The sequence below is a fragment of the Rhodosalinus halophilus genome, assembly GCF_003298775.1.
GTDB classification, from domain to species: Bacteria; Pseudomonadota; Alphaproteobacteria; order Rhodobacterales; family Rhodobacteraceae; genus Rhodosalinus; species Rhodosalinus halophilus.
The window spans coordinates 433,248-449,057 of record NZ_QNTQ01000001.1; the positions used below are offsets into that span (position 1 = coordinate 433,248).

Sequence of the window (15,810 nt, forward strand, 5' to 3'; positions counted from 1 at the left end):
CGCCGCGCACGCTCGGCCGCGCGAGACCGCGGCCGCGCCGCCCGCAGAAGGCCCCGCCGCCCGTCGATCCGCGCCACCGGCCAGGCAAGTCGCGCAAGAGCGCCAGCCACCGGCGTGCGCCGCCAGGACGCCGGTGTCGCCGTCGCGGCGCGGCGGCACGGCGCCCGGCACAGGGCCGGTTGAGCAGGGCTTCGCGTCGGGACATGCGGGCGGCGCCGGCCGGCTCGCGATCCGGCGCCTCACCCCGTCGCCCGGCATGGACAGCCGACGCGCCCGCGCCTAGGGTCGCGCCATGCCGCCGCCCGCCGTCCCTCCGCCGCTGCCGACACCCGACCCGGCCATGCAGCCGCCGCCGCGCAGGTTCGCCGCGCCGGGCAGCGCCGCGCGCGCCATTCTGCTGATGATCGGCGCGGTCTTCTGCTTCACGCTGATGGACGCGATCGCCAAGGCCCTGACCAACCGCATCGGCCTCGTCCCGACGCTCTGGGTGCGCTACCTGGGCCAGACCCTCGTGGTGCTGCTGATGGTCGCGCCGCGCCTGACCAGCGTGCTGCGCACGCGCTACCCGCGCCTGCAGATCCTGCGCTCGATCTATCTGCTCTGCGCGACGGCGCTCTTCTTCTGGGGCCTCGCAAACATCGGCATCGCGCAGGCCGCTGGCATCATGAACGTAAATCCGCTGCTCATCACGCTGGGCGCGGCGCTCTTTCTGGGCGAGCGGATCGGGCCGCGCCGGGCGCTGGGCGTGCTCGCCGCGCTGGGCGGCGCGCTGATGATCATCCGCCCGGGAACGGAGGTCTTCTCGCCCTATGCGCTGCTGCCGCTGGGCGCCGCCTGCTTCTATTCCGCCTACGCGCTGACGACCCGCTTCGTCGGCCGCGACGAGGATCGCTGGACCTCGCTGGTCTATACCGGATTGCTGGGCGCGGTGGTGCTGACATGCCTGGTGCCGTTCCACTGGCCCGCGTTCGACCGCAGCTCGCTGTTGCTGGTGGGCGCGATCGCGGTGGTCGCGACGCTCGGGCAGCTTCTGCTCATCACCGCGCTGCAGCAGGGCGAGGCAGGGCTGGTCGCGCCCTTCTCCTACACGGGGCTGCTTTTCGCGACCGTGTGGGGGCTGATCTTTTTCGCCGAGGTGCCCGATCTGTGGACGCTCGCGGGCATGGCGGTGATCGCCGGGGCGGGCGTCTACGTCTGGCACCGCGAGACGCGGGGGGCCTGAGCGAGCGACGATGGCGAAGCGGGCGGAGCGGGCGCGCGGCGGGTTGGCGGACCGCCTCACGGACCTCGCGCTGCGGGGTCTGATCCGGCTCGCCCTCCTGCTGCCCTGGGCGGCCCGCGTGCGGCTGATGGGCTGGCTGGTGCGCCGCATCGTGGCACCGATGGCCGGCTGGCGGGCGCGTGCGCTGGCCAATCTCGCCCATGTCCGGCCGCAGATGCCCCTCGCGGAGCGCCGGCGCATCGCCGACGCCGCCGCCGACAACGCCGGCCGCACGATGATCGAGAACTACGACATCGCGGGCCTGCGCGCGCAGGCACGCCGCGCCACCGTCGAGGGCCCGGGGCTGGACGCGGCCGAGGCCGCGCGCGCGGCGGGGCGGCCCGTCCTCTTCGTCACCGGGCACTACGGCAACCACGAAGTTCCCCGCGCCGCGCTGGTCGAGCGCGGCTTTCAGGTGGGCGGGCTCTACCGGCCGATGGCCAACCCCTTCTTCAACGCGCATTACGCGGCCAACATGCATGCGCTCTCGGGGCCGGTCTTCGCGCAGGGGGCGAAGGGCACGCGCGGGCTATTCCGCCACATCCGCAGCGGCGGCATGGGGGTGCTGCTGTTCGACATCTACGCCGGCGCCGGGGCGCCGATCGACTTTCTCGGCCGGCCTGCGCCCACGCTCACCTCCGCCGCGGAGATCGCGCTCAAGACCGGCGCGCTGCTGATCCCCTTCTTCGGCATCCGACAGAGCGACGGGCTCGGCTTCCGCATCGTCTTCGAGGCGCCGGTGCCGCACGGCGACCCGGTGGAGATGACGCGCGAGATGACCCGCCGGCTCGAGGCGCGCGTGGCGGAGGATCCCGGCCAGTGGTTCTGGATCCACCGCCGCTGGAAGCCGCGGCGGCAGGCGAAGCGTCAGCGCAAGCGCGCGGCGGCGAGCACGGGGCCGTGACCGGCCTTCTGCACGACCACGACGATCGGGCGGTCGCCCTCGACCTCGACGCTGAGCCGCAGGGGCGCGCTGCCGTCCCAGCGGCCGAGCGGCTTCCAGTCGGTGACGATGTTGGCATAGTCGAGCGTCCGGCCCGCGTTCTCGCCGCGCTTGATGTGGACGGTCGCGGCCGGGCGGTAGCGGACGAGCTGCACGTCCGCCGGCCCGACGGCCTGTTCGGTCGCGAGCGTGACCGAGAGCGTGCCCCCCTCGCGCGCCAGCGCGACCGAGACCGGGGAACTGGCCTGCGCATGGGCGCGGATCAGGTCCATCACCTTCATCGCCTTGGCGCCCATCACCCGGTCCTGACCGCCCACGATGATCTGCGGGGTAAAGACGGAACGGCTGTGGTTGGCGCGGGCGTAGGCCTTCTGCCGGGCGGTGAACTTCGGCTGGGCGAAGCTGTCCTTCCAGCCGATGTAGTCCCAGTAGTCCACATGCAGGGCGAGCGCGATGACGCCCTCGCGCCCGGCGAGCTCGGCCAGCATCCGGTCCGCGGGCGGGCAGGCCGAGCAGCCCTGCGAGGTGAAGAGTTCCACGAGGACGCCGCGTTCCCCTGCGCCGGCCGGGCCGGCCGCTGCGGCCAGCACCGCGACCCAGACCGCTGCGATCGGTGCGAGGAGTCCCTTCATCGTGCGCCTGTCTCCCGGCCGCCCCGGCGACCCTGTCTGTCCGGTTATCCTGTCTAAGCATCGGCAGGCCGGATGGCCAATCACCCTTTTGCGAGAGCGCGCGACCTCTCCGGTTCCCGGTCGGCGCAATTTTGTGCACCGTCGTATACAAAAATCCCCCACGGCCCCTTGATCGGGCCGCGGGCGAGGCGGTAAAGGAGCGGCGACAGCGCCGTCCGGGGACGCCGACGGACCCGGACGCGCGCGCCAGCGTTCACCTCACGGAGGCCAGCCATGCCCATCGTCACAGGACAGGACACCGCCAGCACCCGCCGCAGGATCGAGGCGGCCGGCAAGTCCTACGCCTACTACTCGATCGCCGCCGCGGAAGAGGCAGGGCTGGGCGATTTCACCCGCCTGCCCGCGGTGCTCAAGGTCGTGCTCGAGAACATGCTGCGCTACGAGGACGGAAAGACAGTCGATGTCGGGGACATCAAGGCCTTCTCCGAGTGGGCGGCGAAGGGGGGCAAGAACCCGCGCGAGATCGCCTATCGCCCCGCGCGCGTTCTCATGCAGGACTTCACCGGCGTGCCGGCGGTCGTGGACCTCGCGGCGATGCGCGACGGCATCCGTCAGCTGGGCGGCGACGCGCAGAAGATCAACCCGCTCAACCCCGTGGATCTCGTCATCGACCATTCGGTGATGATCGACGAGTTCGGCAACCCCCGCGCCTTCCAGATGAACGTGGACCGGGAATACGAGCGCAACATCGAGCGCTATACCTTCCTCAAGTGGGGGCAGAAGGCCTTCGACAACTTCCGCGTGGTGCCGCCGGGCACCGGCATCTGCCACCAGGTGAACCTCGAATACCTCGCGCAGACGGTCTGGACGGACACCGACCAGTCGGGCGAGGAGGTCGCCTATCCCGACACGCTCGTGGGCACCGACAGCCACACCACCATGATCAACGGCGCCGCCGTGCTCGGCTGGGGCGTGGGCGGCATCGAGGCCGAGGCCGCGATGCTCGGCCAGCCGATCTCGATGCTGATTCCCGAGGTCGTGGGCTTCGAGCTGACGGGGCGCATGATGGAGGGCGCGACCGGCACGGACCTCGTGCTCAAGGTCGTCGAGATGCTGCGCGCCAAGGGCGTGGTGGGCAAGTTCGTCGAGTTCTACGGCGACGGCCTCGATCACCTGCCGCTCGCCGACCGGGCGACCATCGCCAACATGGCGCCCGAATACGGCGCCACCTGCGGCTTCTTCCCCGTCGACGACGAAACGCTGCGCTACCTGCGCCAGACGGGGCGCGACGAGGATCGCGTCGCGCTGGTCGAGGCCTACGCCAAGGCCAACGGCATGTGGCGCGGGCCGGACTACGCGCCGGTCTACACCGACACGCTGCACCTGGACATGGGCACCATCGTGCCGGCGATCTCGGGGCCGAAGCGCCCGCAGGACTACATCGCGCTCGACCAGGCGGCCAGGGCCTTCCACGAGTACGTGAAAGGCCAGCGCAGCTGCAAGGACGCGAACCATACCTCGGAAGTCCGCTGGGAGGGCGAGGGCGGCGCGCCCGAGCCCGTGGACATCCCCGGCGACGAGGGCCACCACAAGCGCGGCTTCGTGCAGACCGACGAGCATCACTATCAGATGCACGACGGCTCGATCGTCATCGCCTCGATCACCTCCTGCACGAACACCTCGAACCCTTACGTCATGATCGGCGCGGGGCTCGTGGCGCGGAAGGCGCGCGAGCTGGGGCTGAACCGCAAGCCGTGGGTCAAGACCTCGCTCGCGCCGGGCAGCCAGGTCGTCAGCGCCTACCTCGAGGCCGCCGGGCTGCAGGAGGATCTCGACGCCATCGGTTTCAACCTCGTGGGCTACGGCTGCACCACCTGCATCGGCAACTCCGGCCCGCTCGCGCCGGAAATCTCCAAGTGCATCAACGACAACGACCTGATCGCGGTCTCGGTGCTCTCGGGCAACCGCAACTTCGAGGGCCGGATCAGCCCCGACGTGCGCGCCAACTATCTGGCCAGCCCGCCGCTCTGCGTGGCCTACGCGCTGGTGGGCGACATGAACGTGGACATCACCCGCGAGCCGCTGGGCGAGGACAAGAACGGCAATCCGGTCTACCTCAAGGATATCTGGCCCGACCCCAAGGAGATCGCGGAGCTCGTCGAGAAGACGGTGACGCGCGAGGCGTTCCAGGAGAAATACGCCGACGTCTTCAAGGGCGACGAGAAGTGGCGCGAGGTCGAGACGACCGACAGCGAGACCTACGACTGGCCGCCGCAGTCCACCTATGTCCGCAATCCCCCCTACTTCCAGGACATGAGCCCCGAGGCCGGCGACATCGAGGACATCGAGGGCGCGCGAATCCTCGGTATTTTCGGCGACATGATCACCACCGACCACATCTCGCCCGCCGGCTCCTTCAAGGCCGACACGCCCGCAGGCAAATACCTGACCGAGCGGCAGGTGGCGCCGCGCGACTTCAACAGCTACGGAAGCCGCCGGGGCAATCACGAGGTCATGATGCGCGGCACCTTCGCCAACATCCGCATCCGGAACGAGATGCTGGACGGGGTCGAGGGCGGCTACACGCTGGGGCCGGACGGCACGCAGATGCCGATCTACGACGCGGCCATGGCCTGGCAGGAGAAGGGCGTGCCGCTCGTCGTCATCGCGGGCGAGCAGTATGGCGCGGGCTCCAGCCGCGACTGGGCCGCCAAGGGCACGGCGCTCCTCGGCGTGCGGGCGGTGATCGCCGAGAGCTACGAGCGCATCCATCGCTCCAACCTGGTGGGCATGGGCGTCATTCCCTTCGAGTTCACCGGCGGCGACACGCGCAAGTCGCTGGGCCTGAAGGGCGACGAGAGCTTCACCATCAAGGGCCTGGCGGAGGTCAGGCCGCAGGACGAGGTGAGCGCGACCATCACCTACGGCGACGGCACGACGAAGGAGATCACCCTCAAGTGCCGGATCGATACGGCCGTCGAGAAGGATTACGTCGAGAACGGCGGCGTGCTGCACTACGTGCTGCGCAACCTCGCGCAGGAACCCATGGCGGCGGAGTGATCCCGGGCGCGTAAACGACCTGTTAACCCTGTCGTGCTACCCCCGCCCTCGGCGGGGGCAGCCATTTTCAGGAGTGCATGTCTTGCAGCACGACCCTCGCCACCGCGGCGGACCGGGCCTCCCTGTCCCGCTCCTCGAGATTGTCCTGCTGAGCGCGATGGCGATGGTCTACGCCCTGTGACCGTGGCGCGGCCGGGCGGCTAGCCGCCGACGCCGCCCGCCTCGGCGATCGCCGGGCGGATCCGGTTCTCCAGCACGCTTTCGGTGATGGGCCCCGCGAAGCGCAGCACGATGGTGCCGTCGGCGTCGAGGACATAGGTTTCGGGCACCCCGTAGACGCCCCAGTCGAGCGCCATGCGCCCCGTGGCATCCGCGCCGATGGCGACGTAGGGGTCGCCCAGCTCCTCGAGAAAGCCCAGCGCCTTGCCGGGGTCGTCCTTGTAGTTGACGCCGTAGATCGGCACACCCTCTTCGGCCAGCGTCTCGAGATGGGGATGCTCAACCCGGCAGGGCGCGCACCAGCTCGCCCAGTAGTTCACCAGCTTGACGCCCCCCTTGCGCAGGTCCGCGTCGGTGAAGGGCGTCTTGCCCTGCAACTCGACCATCTGCACCGGCGGTGCGGGCTGGCCCTGCCGCGCCGAGGGCAGCGCATCCTTGTCCTCGCGCATCATGCCGAAATAGAAGAGCGCCGCCAGCGCCGCGAAGAGCACCGGCGGCAGGATCATCAGCGGGCTAACCCTTGGCATCGCGGCGCGCCTCCACCTGTTCGAGCTCCGCGCGCACCTTCCGCGCCCGCCGGAGACTGGCCCAGACGATCACCGCCAGCAGCGCGAGGCTGGCCCCGTAGGAGGCGAGCACCGCGAAGGCGTATTTGCCGAGATCGGGCATCATCCCATCCGCTCCCGCGCCATCAGTGCCTTGATCCGCCGCGCCCGGATCTCCGTGCGCGTGCGCAGCAGCAGCAGCGCCACGAAAAGCAGCACGAAGCCCGCGATGCAGACCAGAAGCGGCAGATAGAAGACGTCGTGCACATTTTCTTCCGCATCGAGCGAGAGCGAGGCGCCCTGGTGCAGCCCCTGGTTCCAGAAGAGCACCGCGTAGCGGCTGAGCAGCGCGAAGACCGAGCCCACGAGGCAGAGCACGGCGGTGAGGTCCGCGGCGGTGTCAGGGTTCTCGATCGCCTCCCAGAGGGCGACGTAGCCCAGGTAGAAGAGGAACAGGATCAGGAAGCTCGTGAGCCGCGGATCCCAGGCCCACCAGGTGCCCCACATCGGCTGGCCCCAGAGCGCCCCGGTGACGAGCGCGATCAGCGTCATCACCACGCCCACGGGCGCCGCGGCCTTGGCGGCCAGCGCCGAGACGTGATGCCGCCGGATCACCCAGACGAGCGAGGCGGCCAGCATCATGATCCAGATGTTGATCGCCATGAGCGCGGCCGGAACATGCAGGTAGATGATCTTGACGGTCGAGCCCTGGCGGAAGTCGTCCGGCGTGAAGAAGAAGCCCCAGACAAGGCCCACGGCAAGGCAGATCGCCGCACCCCAGGACACCCAGGGCAAGAGCCACTCTGTCAGGCGCAGGAACTTGACCGGGTTGGCCCATTCCCAGAGCGAGGCGGATGCGCGCTGTTCCATCGTCCTCCCTTTCCTCGCCTTCCGATCTAATGGCTCCGCGCGGCCTGCGCAATTCACCTCAGGTTGATGCGCAGTACAGCGGCCGAGGCGAAAGGCAAAAGCGCGATAGTGCCGCAGGTTACCCCGCCCAGGAGCGCGAGCGGCGTGGCGGTCGCCAACCCCTCGGCGCCGCGGCGGGCGACCTCGGCCCCGAAGATCAGCGTGGGCACGTAGAGCGGCAGCACCAGCAGCGACAGAAGCAGCCCGCCCCGCTTGATCCCCACGGTGAGCGCCGCGCCGAAGGTGCCGATCACCGACAGCGCGGGCGTGCCCACGGCAAGCGAGGCGACGATCCAGAGGTAGCCCTCGGGCGGCAGGCTCATCAGCACCCCCAGCACGGGCGCGGCCAGGACCAGCGGCAGGCCCGTGGTGATCCAGTGCGCCAGCGCCTTGAGGCTCACCAGTGCCTCGAGCGGCAGGGGTGCGGTAGCCAGCAGGTCGAGGCTGCCGTCCTCCCAGTCGAGCGCAAAGATCCGGTCGAGCGACAAGAGACAAGCCAGCAAGGCGCCGACCCAGAGGATGCCGGGCGCGATCCGCGACAGAAGCTCCGTGTCCGGCCCCACGCCGAAGGGCACCAGCACCGTCACGATCAGGAAGAAGGCGAGGCCAAGGCCAAAGCCGCCGCCCGCGCGCACGGCAAGCGCCAGGTCGCGAGAGAGCAGCGCGATCACAGGAAGGCCTCGTCCTCTGCCGAGGCGCGCGGCCGCGCCTTCAGATGCGTCACGTCGAAGACCCGCGCCTCGAGCCCGAGGTCGATGTGCGTCGCGATCAGCGCGGCACCCCCCTGCCCCAGGTGCCGCCGCACGGCCTCGGCGAAGAGTCCGACAGAGGCCACGTCGAGCGACACGGTGGGCTCGTCGAGCGCCCAGACCGGCCGCCCGGTGACCAGCAGCCGCGCAAGGCCCAGCCGCCGCTTCTGCCCGGCCGAAAGCGCGCCCGCCGGCCGGTCGGCGAGATCCTCCAGGTCGAAGGCCGCAAGCGCCGGCGCGATGTCGCCGGTGCCGAAGATCCGCGCCCAGAAGGTCAGGTTCTCGGCCACCGTCAGCGTGGCCTTCAGCCCGTCGGCATGGGCGGCATAGGCGATGGCGTCGGGCGCGGCCTCGATGCGGCCCGCGAGCGGCGGCTGCAATCCCGCCACCGTGCGCAACAGCGTGGTCTTGCCCGAGCCGTTGGGGCCCCGCAGGATCAGCGCCTCGCCGGGGCCGAGCGCGAAGCTCACCCCCTCCAGCACCGGCACGCCCCCCCGGGCGACGGCAAGATCATGGACCGTCAACAGCATCGAGAGGCCGCTTAGCCCATTGCAGGGCCGGGGGGAAGCGGGGGCGTGCCGTCCCCGAGGCATCGCAGGGGACAGACGATGTGGACCTGGGTATTTCGGGACCATTGAAAGCGGGAGACGGGTCTTTCAATGGTCCTCAAATACCCGTCTCGCGGCGCCATCCCCGCTCGATCCCGTCCGGTAACATAGGCCAAGGCCAGCCCCGCCCGGCAGGTGCGCAGCCCCCGATCGGTGGTCGCTGCGCACCCGGGCGCACCGCGTGCCGATCCTGACGATGCGCACCTCCGCCCGTACCGGGGCCGCGCGCAGGGTGTGTGGCCCGCGCCGGCCGCCCGAAATGCGGGTGGAGAGCGGAGCGGAGCGAAGCTGCCCTTGACGCACGACCGGCCGAGAACCGTCGCCTTCCAGTCTACCACAGACGCGGTCCGGCAGATTCGTGGACGCGGCCGGAGTCGCCAACGGCTTCAACCATCCGGTTCGACCCGCAAGGTCTCATCCCGAATCGGAGCAATGCGCCAGATGGCTCGGGTACCGACCGGCGGAAGCGGGGAATTGCGGCAGTAGCGCGGTCCCAGGCCGTTGGCCTCCCGAAACTGCTCGATGGTAATCCCCACAGGATCAAGTAAGGAAGCAAGGCTCCCTTCTTTGAAGACCAGAAAACCTCCATTGTCGGTGTAAGTACACCGAGGAATGATATACCGATCATCTCCCTCGCACCGGGGAGTGACCGCCGGCATCGGCAGGGGCGGGAGTTCGTCGCAAAGATCGCCCTGTAACTCGGAGACCTGTCCAACGGCGGCCCCCACATCACGCGTCGGCTGCGGGTCCATTCCGTCGTCTGCCTCGTCCGCCCAGAGCGGCCCGGCGGGAAATGCGAGCGACGCCGCGACACAGCAGGCGATACCAATGTGACGGGCGCGGCTCATGGCGGCACCATTTCACGATCCTGACCGGCGCCATCAGGCAAGACAGAGGCGGTCTCTGTCAAGGGGCCGGCTGTGGAAGGCCAGCCCTCTCCCCTGCCCCCTCAGGGTCCGCGTTTTCCGGACCGCGGTCGCCTGCGACCGGATCAGGGCCGGCTCCTGCCCCCATGCGGGGTGGACCGGGGCCTGCGCGCCGTCAGACCGGCAGGGCGGCCAGCGCGATGCGGCGGCCTTCGGAGAGCAGCACGTTGTAGCTGCGGCAGGCGGGGCCGGTGGCCATGCCCTCGACGCCCACGTTCGCCTCCTCGAGCTTGCGGCGCAGGGCGGCGGGGACATGCGCGGTCTCCGCGCCGGTGCCGATGAAGAGCACGTCGATCTCGCCGGCGAGTTCGAGCAGTGGGGCCTCGTCCTCGTAGCCGCCCCAGCTCCGCAGGCCGGTGGGCGTCAGCAGTACCGCGCCCTCGCGGACCTCGCCGCCGATGCGGAAGAAGCCGGGGCCGTAGCCGTCGACCGGCAGCGCGTCGGAAAAGACGACTTCGTTGATGCGCATGGGATGCCTCCGTCGCTGGGCTGCGCCGGGGATATCATGCGCGCGCGGCGCGCACCACCGGGGCGCCTCAGGCGTCCACGTCCGAGAATTGCGTGCCGGCGGCCTGATCGGGCTTGGACCAGTCGCGCTTGACGCCCAGGACCAGCAGGATCGTGGAGGCCACGAAGATCGAGGAATAGGTGCCCACGATCACGCCCCAGATCATCGCGAAGACGAAGCCGCGGATCACGTCGCCGCCCAGCACGAAGAGCGAGACCAGCGCGAGCAGCGTGGTGGCCGAGGTCATGAAGGTCCGGCTCAGCGTCTCGTTGATCGAGATGTTGAGCACCTCGCGCAGCGGGCGCTTCTTGTATTTCATCAGGTTCTCGCGCACCCGGTCGAAGACCACCACCGTGTCGTTGAGCGAATAGCCCACGATGGTCAGCAGCGCCGCGATGATCGCGAGGTCGAAGCGGATCTGAAGCTCGGAGAAGATGCCGATGGTCAGGATCACGTCGTGCACCAGCGCGGCCACGGCGCCCAGCGCGAACTGCCATTCGAACCTGAGCCAGATGTAGATCAGCACCGCCCCGATCGCGAGCAGCACGGCGATGATCGCGGTCTGGATGAGCTCGCCCGAGACCTTCGGCCCCACCGATTCGACCGAGACGAAGCGGATGTCCGGCGCCACCTCCTGCAGGGTGGTTCGCACGGTCTCGATCACCTCGGCCGAGACGGCCTCTTCGCCCTCCTGCGCCTGGATCCGGATCATCGCCACGTTCTGGTCGGGCCCGAAGGTGGGGTCGAAGACTTCGGAGATCGCGATGTCGCCCAGCTCCAGCTGCTGCAGCGCGTCCCGGTAGGCGCCCACGTCCACGGGCTGCGCGCTTTCGGTGCGGATCGTCGTCCCGCCGCGGAAGTCGATGCCGAAGTTGAGCCCCTGCAGCAGGAAGGAGACGAAGGCCAGCGCCATCAGCGCGCCGGAGATGCCGAGCCAGAGCTTCGGGCGCGCGAAGAAGTCGAAGCTGGTGTCCTGGGGAACGAGGCGCAGGCGCATGTCAGACCTCCAGCGTCCGGGGGCGGCGGCGCTCGAACCACATGACGATCAGCAGCCGCGTGACGAAGATCGCCGTGAAGACCGAGGTGAGGATGCCGAGCCCCAGGGTGATGGCGAAGCCCCGCACCGGCCCCGACCCCATGACGTAGAGGATCACCGCTGTGATGAAGGTGGTTATGTTGGCGTCCACGATGGCCGAGAGCGCCTTTTCGTAGCCGAGCTGGATCGCGCGCGCAGGTCCCTTCGCGGTCTTCAGTTCCTCGCGTATTCGCTCGAAGACCAGAACGTTGGCGTCCACCGCCATGCCGACTGTCAGCACGATGCCCGCGATGCCGGGCAGCGTCAGCGTCGCGCCGATGAGCGACAGCAGCCCGAAGATCAGCGCGACGTTGAGGATCAGCGCCACGTTGGCGAAGAGCCCGAACATCCCGTAGCTCAGCCCCATGAAGACGAGCACCGCGGCGAAGGCGACGATGGTGGCGATACGCCCCGCCTCGATCGAATCGGCGCCGAGCTCCGGGCCGATCGTCCGCTCCTCGAGGAACTCCAGCCCCGCGGGCAGCGCGCCGGCCCTGAGCAGCACGGCGAGGTTGGTGGATTCCTCGACCGTGAAGTTGCCGGTGATGATGCCGGTGCCGCCGGGGATATGGCTCTGGATCACCGGCGCCGAGATCACCTCGTCGTCGAGCACGATGGCGAAGGGGTTGCCGATGTTCTCGGCCGTGTAGTCGCCGAAGGCGCGCGCGCCGGTGGGGTTGAAGCGGAAGGTGACCGCAGGCCGGCCGTTCTGATCGAAGGAGGGCTGCGCGTCCACCAGTTGCTCGCCGGTGACCACGGGGGCGGACTCGACGGTGTAGAAGACGCCCTCCTGATCCATCGCCGGCAGCGTCTCGTTGCCGATGCCCGGCGCCGCGTCGGGGTCGGCGTTGCGGCTCACGACCGGGTGGAAGGTGAGCTGCGCGGTGGTGCCGATGATCTCCTTGAGTTCGGCGGCCGAGCCCACGCCCGGCACCTGGATCAGGATGCGGTCGGCGCCCTGGCGCTGGATCGTGGGCTCGCGCGTGCCGACCTCGTCGATGCGGCGGCGGATGATCTCGAGCGCCTGGCGCACCGTGCGGTCGTCGGTCGCGCGCTTCTCGGCCTCCGAGAGCGTGACCACCAGCTCGTCGCCCTCGGCGGCCACGTCCAGATCCTGCGCGCCGGTGCCCGTGACGGACGTCACGGGCCGGGCCAGCCCGCGCACCACCTCGATCGCGCGCGCCATCCCCTCGGGCTGCGAGAGACGCACGCGCAGCTCGTCGGGCGCGGAGGGTTGCAGGCGGATGGTGCCCACGGTGTCGCGCTCGTCCCTGAGCGTGTCGCGCACCTCGGGCCAGAGCGCCTCCATCCGGCTTTCGTAGACGTCCTCGACCTGCACCTCGGCCAGCAGATGCGCGCCGCCGCGCAGGTCGAGGCCGAGGTTGACGAGGCCCGAGGGCATCCACTCCGGCCAGAGATCGGCCTCGGCAGAAAGCTCCGCGGTCGCCCCGCCGCGCGCCTCGATGGCGGCCACGGCGTCGTTGTGCATCTCGACCCGCTCGTAGAAGAGATTGGGCAGCGCGAGCACGAGGCCGGCCGCGACCACGGCCCAGATCAGCACGCGCTTCCACAGGTCGATCTGAAGCATGACGGGGCCCTTCCGCGGCGCCGGAGGATCAGGAGTTCGAGGGCTCGGTCTTGCTGAGCACCTGGGCGACGGTGTTGCGCACGACGCGCACGCGCACGCCCTCGGCCAGCTCGACCTCCAGCTCGTTGTCCTCCTTGACCTTGGTGACCTTGCCGATCAGCCCGCCCTGGGTCACCACCTGGTCGCCGCGGCGCAGCGCCTCGACCATCTTCTGATGTTCCTTGACGCGCTTCTGCTGCGGGCGGATCAACAGGAAATACATGATCGCGAAGATCAGGATCAGCGGCAGAAGCTGAGCGAAGGCGCTTGCACCGTCCATCTGGGACTCCCCTGGGAAATTGCGGGGAGACCGCCCCCGCGAGGTTTGGCGGAACCTATGCGGGGCAAGGGGCCAATGCAAGCGAAGGACGGCGCCGCTTCCGCAGGGTCGGACCGCTTGCCGCAGATGGGCGCCCGCAGCTAGGCTCCGGCGACCTCGCCGCAACGCAGGGTCCGCCCCCGTGAGACGCGCCGCCACCTTGCTTCTGTGCATCGCCGGACTGGCCGCCGCGGCAGAGCCTCTGCCCGACCCGATGGCCGATCCGGCGGTTCGCGCCGCAGTTGGCCGGGTCAACCTGGCCGGCTACCGCAGCCGGACGCTCTGCAGCGGCGCGCTGGTCGCGCCGGACCTGGTGCTGACGGCGGCGCATTGCGTGACCGCGCCAGACGGCACGCCGCTGCCGCTGGACGACATCCATTTCGTCGCGGGCTGGGACCGCGGCGCGCATCAGGGGCACGGCCGGGCGGCTGCGGTGACGCTGCACCCCGACTGGGCGGGCACAGAGCGGGGCGAGGTGGTCTCCGACCTCGCGCTGATCCGGCTGAAGGCGCCGCTGCCGCAGGCGCCCCTTGCCACCGCGCCGCCCGCGCCGGAGCCGGTGCCCCGCGCGCTGGCGGGCTACGCCGCCACCCGCCCGCACAGTGCCAGCGCAAGGCATCCCTGCGACGAGACCGCGCGCGTGGGCCGCTACCTCGTGCTCGCCTGCCCGGCCGAGGGCGGCCTCTCGGGCGGCCCGGTGCTGGAGCACGGCCCGGACCGCTGGCGCGTCGTCGGCGTGATCGCCGGCGGTAGTTCCGACATGGCCACCCCCCAGACCCACGCCGCCGGCCTAGGCCGCGCGATCCTGCGGCTGATCCCGTCTGTAGGCGGGAGAGACTGACAGCCCGGCGAAAGCAGCGGGCGGTGAGTGGTTCGCGCGTCGCCTGCCCCTACCCTCGCCCCGCGAAATCCGCCATAAGGCGCCGCGACGAGTCGAGAGGGCGCCCATGCACGACATCCGCTTCATCCGCGAGACCCCGGAGGCCTTCGACGCCGCGCTGACGCGCCGGCCGGGGGTGGAGCCCGCCTCGGCCGCGCTGCTCGCGCTCGACGCGGCGCGGCGCGAGGCGATCCGCAAGGCCGAGGCGGCGCAGGCCGAGCAGAACCGCGCCTCGAAGGAGGTGGGAAAGGCCAAGGCAGCCGGCGACGAGGCCGAATTCGAGCGCCTGCGCGCGCTCGTGGCCGAGAAGAAGGCCGAGGTCGCCGCGATGCAGGCCGAGGCCAGGGCGAAGGACGAGGCCCTGCAGGACGCCCTCGCCCGCCTGCCGAATCTGCCGCTCGACGACGTGCCCGAGGGCGCGGACGAGGCCGACAACGTCGAGATCCGCCGCTGGGGCGAGCCGCGCGCGCTCGATTTCGACGCGAAGGAGCACTTCGAGATCCCCGCCGCCGTCGCGGGCCTCGACTTCGAGGCTGCCGCGAAGCTTTCCGGCTCGCGCTTCGTGGTGATGTCGGGGGCCGTCGCGCGGCTGCACCGCGCGCTCGCGCAGTTCATGCTGGACACCCACATCACCGAGCACGGGCTGACGGAGACGTGGACGCCCGTCCTGGTGCGCGAGGAGATGATGTTCGGCACCGGGCAGCTCCCGAAGTTCGGCGAGGACAGCTACAGGACGGAAGAGGGCTGGTGGCTGGTGCCCACCGCCGAGGTCACGCTGACCAACCTCGTCGCGGGCGAGATCCTGGACGAGAGCGCCCTGCCCCGCCGCTACGCCGCGCACACGCAGTGCTTTCGCTCGGAAGCGGGCAGCGCGGGCAAGGACGTGCGCGGGATGCTGCGCCAGCACCAGTTCGAGAAGGTCGAGATGGTCTCGATCACGCGGCCCGAGGAGAGCCTCGAGGAACACGAACGCATGACCCGCTGCGCGGAAGCGATCCTCGAAAAGCTGGAATTGCCCTACCGCACCGTCGTGCTCTGCACCGGCGACATGGGCTTCGGCGCGCAGAAGACCCACGACATCGAGGTCTGGCTGCCCGGCCAGGACACCTACCGCGAGATCAGCTCGGTCTCGGTCTGCGGCGACTTCCAGGCGCGGCGGATGAACGCGCGCTTCCGCCCCGAAGGCAGCAAACCGGAGTTCGTGCACACGCTGAACGGCTCGGGCCTCGCGGTCGGCCGCGCGCTGATCGCCGTGCTGGAGAACGGGCAGGAGGCGGACGGCTCCGTGACCCTGCCCGCGGCGCTGGCGCCCTGGCTGGGCGGCGCGCGGCGGATCGACGCCGAGGGGCGGCTGGGCTGAGACTGGCCGGGGGCTCTGCCCCCGGACCCCCGGGGTATTTGGAGACCATTGAAAGAGAGGCGGTGGTCATGGCTTTCAATGGTCCACAAATACCCAATCCGGGCGCTTGCGACAGGCGCCGAGGCTGGTTCGACGGTCAGCCGCCGGCCCCGAGGCTTTGCCGGCCCATCCAGTCGCGGAAGGCCTTGA

General features: G+C 70.1%; 16 protein-coding genes. 5 read left to right on the forward strand and 11 right to left on the reverse strand.

Going from position 1 to position 15,810, the window contains the following annotated elements; all coding sequences use genetic code 11:
* Positions 1–292 precede the first annotated feature (292 nt).
* Both DRV85_RS02030 and DRV85_RS02035 read left to right on the forward strand, forming a co-directional pair.
* Complete coding sequence (locus tag DRV85_RS02030) at positions 293–1,222, forward strand: DMT family transporter (RefSeq protein WP_233495369.1); 930 nt, start codon at positions 293–295, stop codon at positions 1,220–1,222.
* 10 nt (positions 1,223–1,232) lie between these two features.
* Positions 1,233–2,165 carry a lysophospholipid acyltransferase family protein gene (locus DRV85_RS02035; RefSeq protein ID WP_113287736.1) on the forward strand — a complete coding sequence of 311 codons (933 nt, stop codon included), beginning with the start codon at positions 1,233–1,235 and terminating at the stop codon, positions 2,163–2,165.
* On the opposite strand, the gene DRV85_RS02040 is transcribed toward DRV85_RS02035, so the two are convergent.
* Positions 2,129–2,836, reverse strand: a complete 708-nt coding sequence (locus DRV85_RS02040; protein ID WP_199525754.1) for a DUF1223 domain-containing protein — start codon at positions 2,834–2,836, stop codon at positions 2,129–2,131. The genes DRV85_RS02035 and DRV85_RS02040 overlap by 37 nt on opposite strands.
* A 273-nt stretch (positions 2,837–3,109) precedes the next feature.
* Here DRV85_RS02040 and acnA point away from each other — a divergent pair, with 273 nt between their 5' ends.
* Entirely contained in the window at positions 3,110–5,896 is a 2,787-nt protein-coding gene (acnA, locus tag DRV85_RS02045) for an aconitate hydratase AcnA (RefSeq protein ID WP_113287737.1), read from the forward strand.
* 200 nt (positions 5,897–6,096) lie between these two features.
* Here acnA and DRV85_RS02050 read toward each other — a convergent pair whose 3' ends face one another.
* From DRV85_RS02050 to yajC, 10 genes are all read right to left on the reverse strand, one after another.
* Positions 6,097–6,642 (reverse strand): DsbE family thiol:disulfide interchange protein, encoded by a 546-nt coding sequence (locus tag DRV85_RS02050; RefSeq protein ID WP_113287738.1) that lies wholly within the window; start codon positions 6,640–6,642, stop codon positions 6,097–6,099.
* On the reverse strand, positions 6,629–6,787 hold the full coding sequence (gene ccmD / locus DRV85_RS02055; RefSeq protein ID WP_113287739.1) for a heme exporter protein CcmD: 159 nt from the start codon (positions 6,785–6,787) through the stop codon (positions 6,629–6,631). Before ccmD ends, DRV85_RS02050 begins: the two co-directional genes overlap by 14 nt.
* Positions 6,784–7,530: a heme ABC transporter permease gene (locus DRV85_RS02060; protein ID WP_113287740.1), complete on the reverse strand. Its 747-nt coding sequence runs from the start codon at positions 7,528–7,530 to the stop codon at positions 6,784–6,786. The genes ccmD and DRV85_RS02060 overlap by 4 nt, the downstream gene beginning before the upstream one ends.
* A gap of 53 nt (positions 7,531–7,583) precedes the next feature.
* A complete protein-coding gene (gene ccmB, locus DRV85_RS02065; RefSeq protein WP_113287741.1) occupies positions 7,584–8,240 on the reverse strand; it encodes a heme exporter protein CcmB in 657 nt (218 codons plus the stop codon).
* Positions 8,237–8,848: a heme ABC exporter ATP-binding protein CcmA gene (gene ccmA / locus DRV85_RS02070; protein WP_113287742.1), complete on the reverse strand. Its 612-nt coding sequence runs from the start codon at positions 8,846–8,848 to the stop codon at positions 8,237–8,239. The genes ccmB and ccmA overlap by 4 nt, the downstream gene beginning before the upstream one ends.
* A 464-nt stretch (positions 8,849–9,312) precedes the next feature.
* Positions 9,313–9,774 carry a hypothetical protein gene (locus DRV85_RS18955; RefSeq protein ID WP_147238799.1) on the reverse strand — a complete coding sequence of 154 codons (462 nt, stop codon included), beginning with the start codon at positions 9,772–9,774 and terminating at the stop codon, positions 9,313–9,315.
* Between the two features lie 193 nt (positions 9,775–9,967).
* Complete coding sequence (locus DRV85_RS02075; RefSeq protein WP_113287743.1) at positions 9,968–10,321, reverse strand: Mth938-like domain-containing protein; 354 nt, start codon at positions 10,319–10,321, stop codon at positions 9,968–9,970.
* A gap of 67 nt (positions 10,322–10,388) precedes the next feature.
* On the reverse strand, positions 10,389–11,357 hold the full coding sequence (gene secF / locus DRV85_RS02080) for a protein translocase subunit SecF (protein WP_113287744.1): 969 nt from the start codon (positions 11,355–11,357) through the stop codon (positions 10,389–10,391).
* A gap of 1 nt (position 11,358) precedes the next feature.
* Positions 11,359–13,023, reverse strand: coding sequence for a protein translocase subunit SecD (gene secD, locus DRV85_RS02085; RefSeq protein WP_113287745.1), 1,665 nt, complete (start codon positions 13,021–13,023; stop codon positions 11,359–11,361).
* A gap of 28 nt (positions 13,024–13,051) precedes the next feature.
* Positions 13,052–13,342 carry a preprotein translocase subunit YajC gene (yajC, locus tag DRV85_RS02090; protein WP_113287746.1) on the reverse strand — a complete coding sequence of 97 codons (291 nt, stop codon included), beginning with the start codon at positions 13,340–13,342 and terminating at the stop codon, positions 13,052–13,054.
* Positions 13,343–13,523: 181 nt separating this feature from the next.
* Here yajC and DRV85_RS02095 point away from each other — a divergent pair, with 181 nt between their 5' ends.
* Together DRV85_RS02095 and serS are read left to right on the forward strand one after the other, a co-directional pair.
* Entirely contained in the window at positions 13,524–14,222 is a 699-nt protein-coding gene (locus DRV85_RS02095) for a trypsin-like serine peptidase (RefSeq protein WP_147238800.1), read from the forward strand.
* 106 nt (positions 14,223–14,328) lie between these two features.
* On the forward strand, positions 14,329–15,621 hold the full coding sequence (serS, locus tag DRV85_RS02100) for a serine--tRNA ligase (RefSeq protein WP_113287748.1): 1,293 nt from the start codon (positions 14,329–14,331) through the stop codon (positions 15,619–15,621).
* The last annotated feature ends 189 nt before the right edge of the window (positions 15,622–15,810 follow it).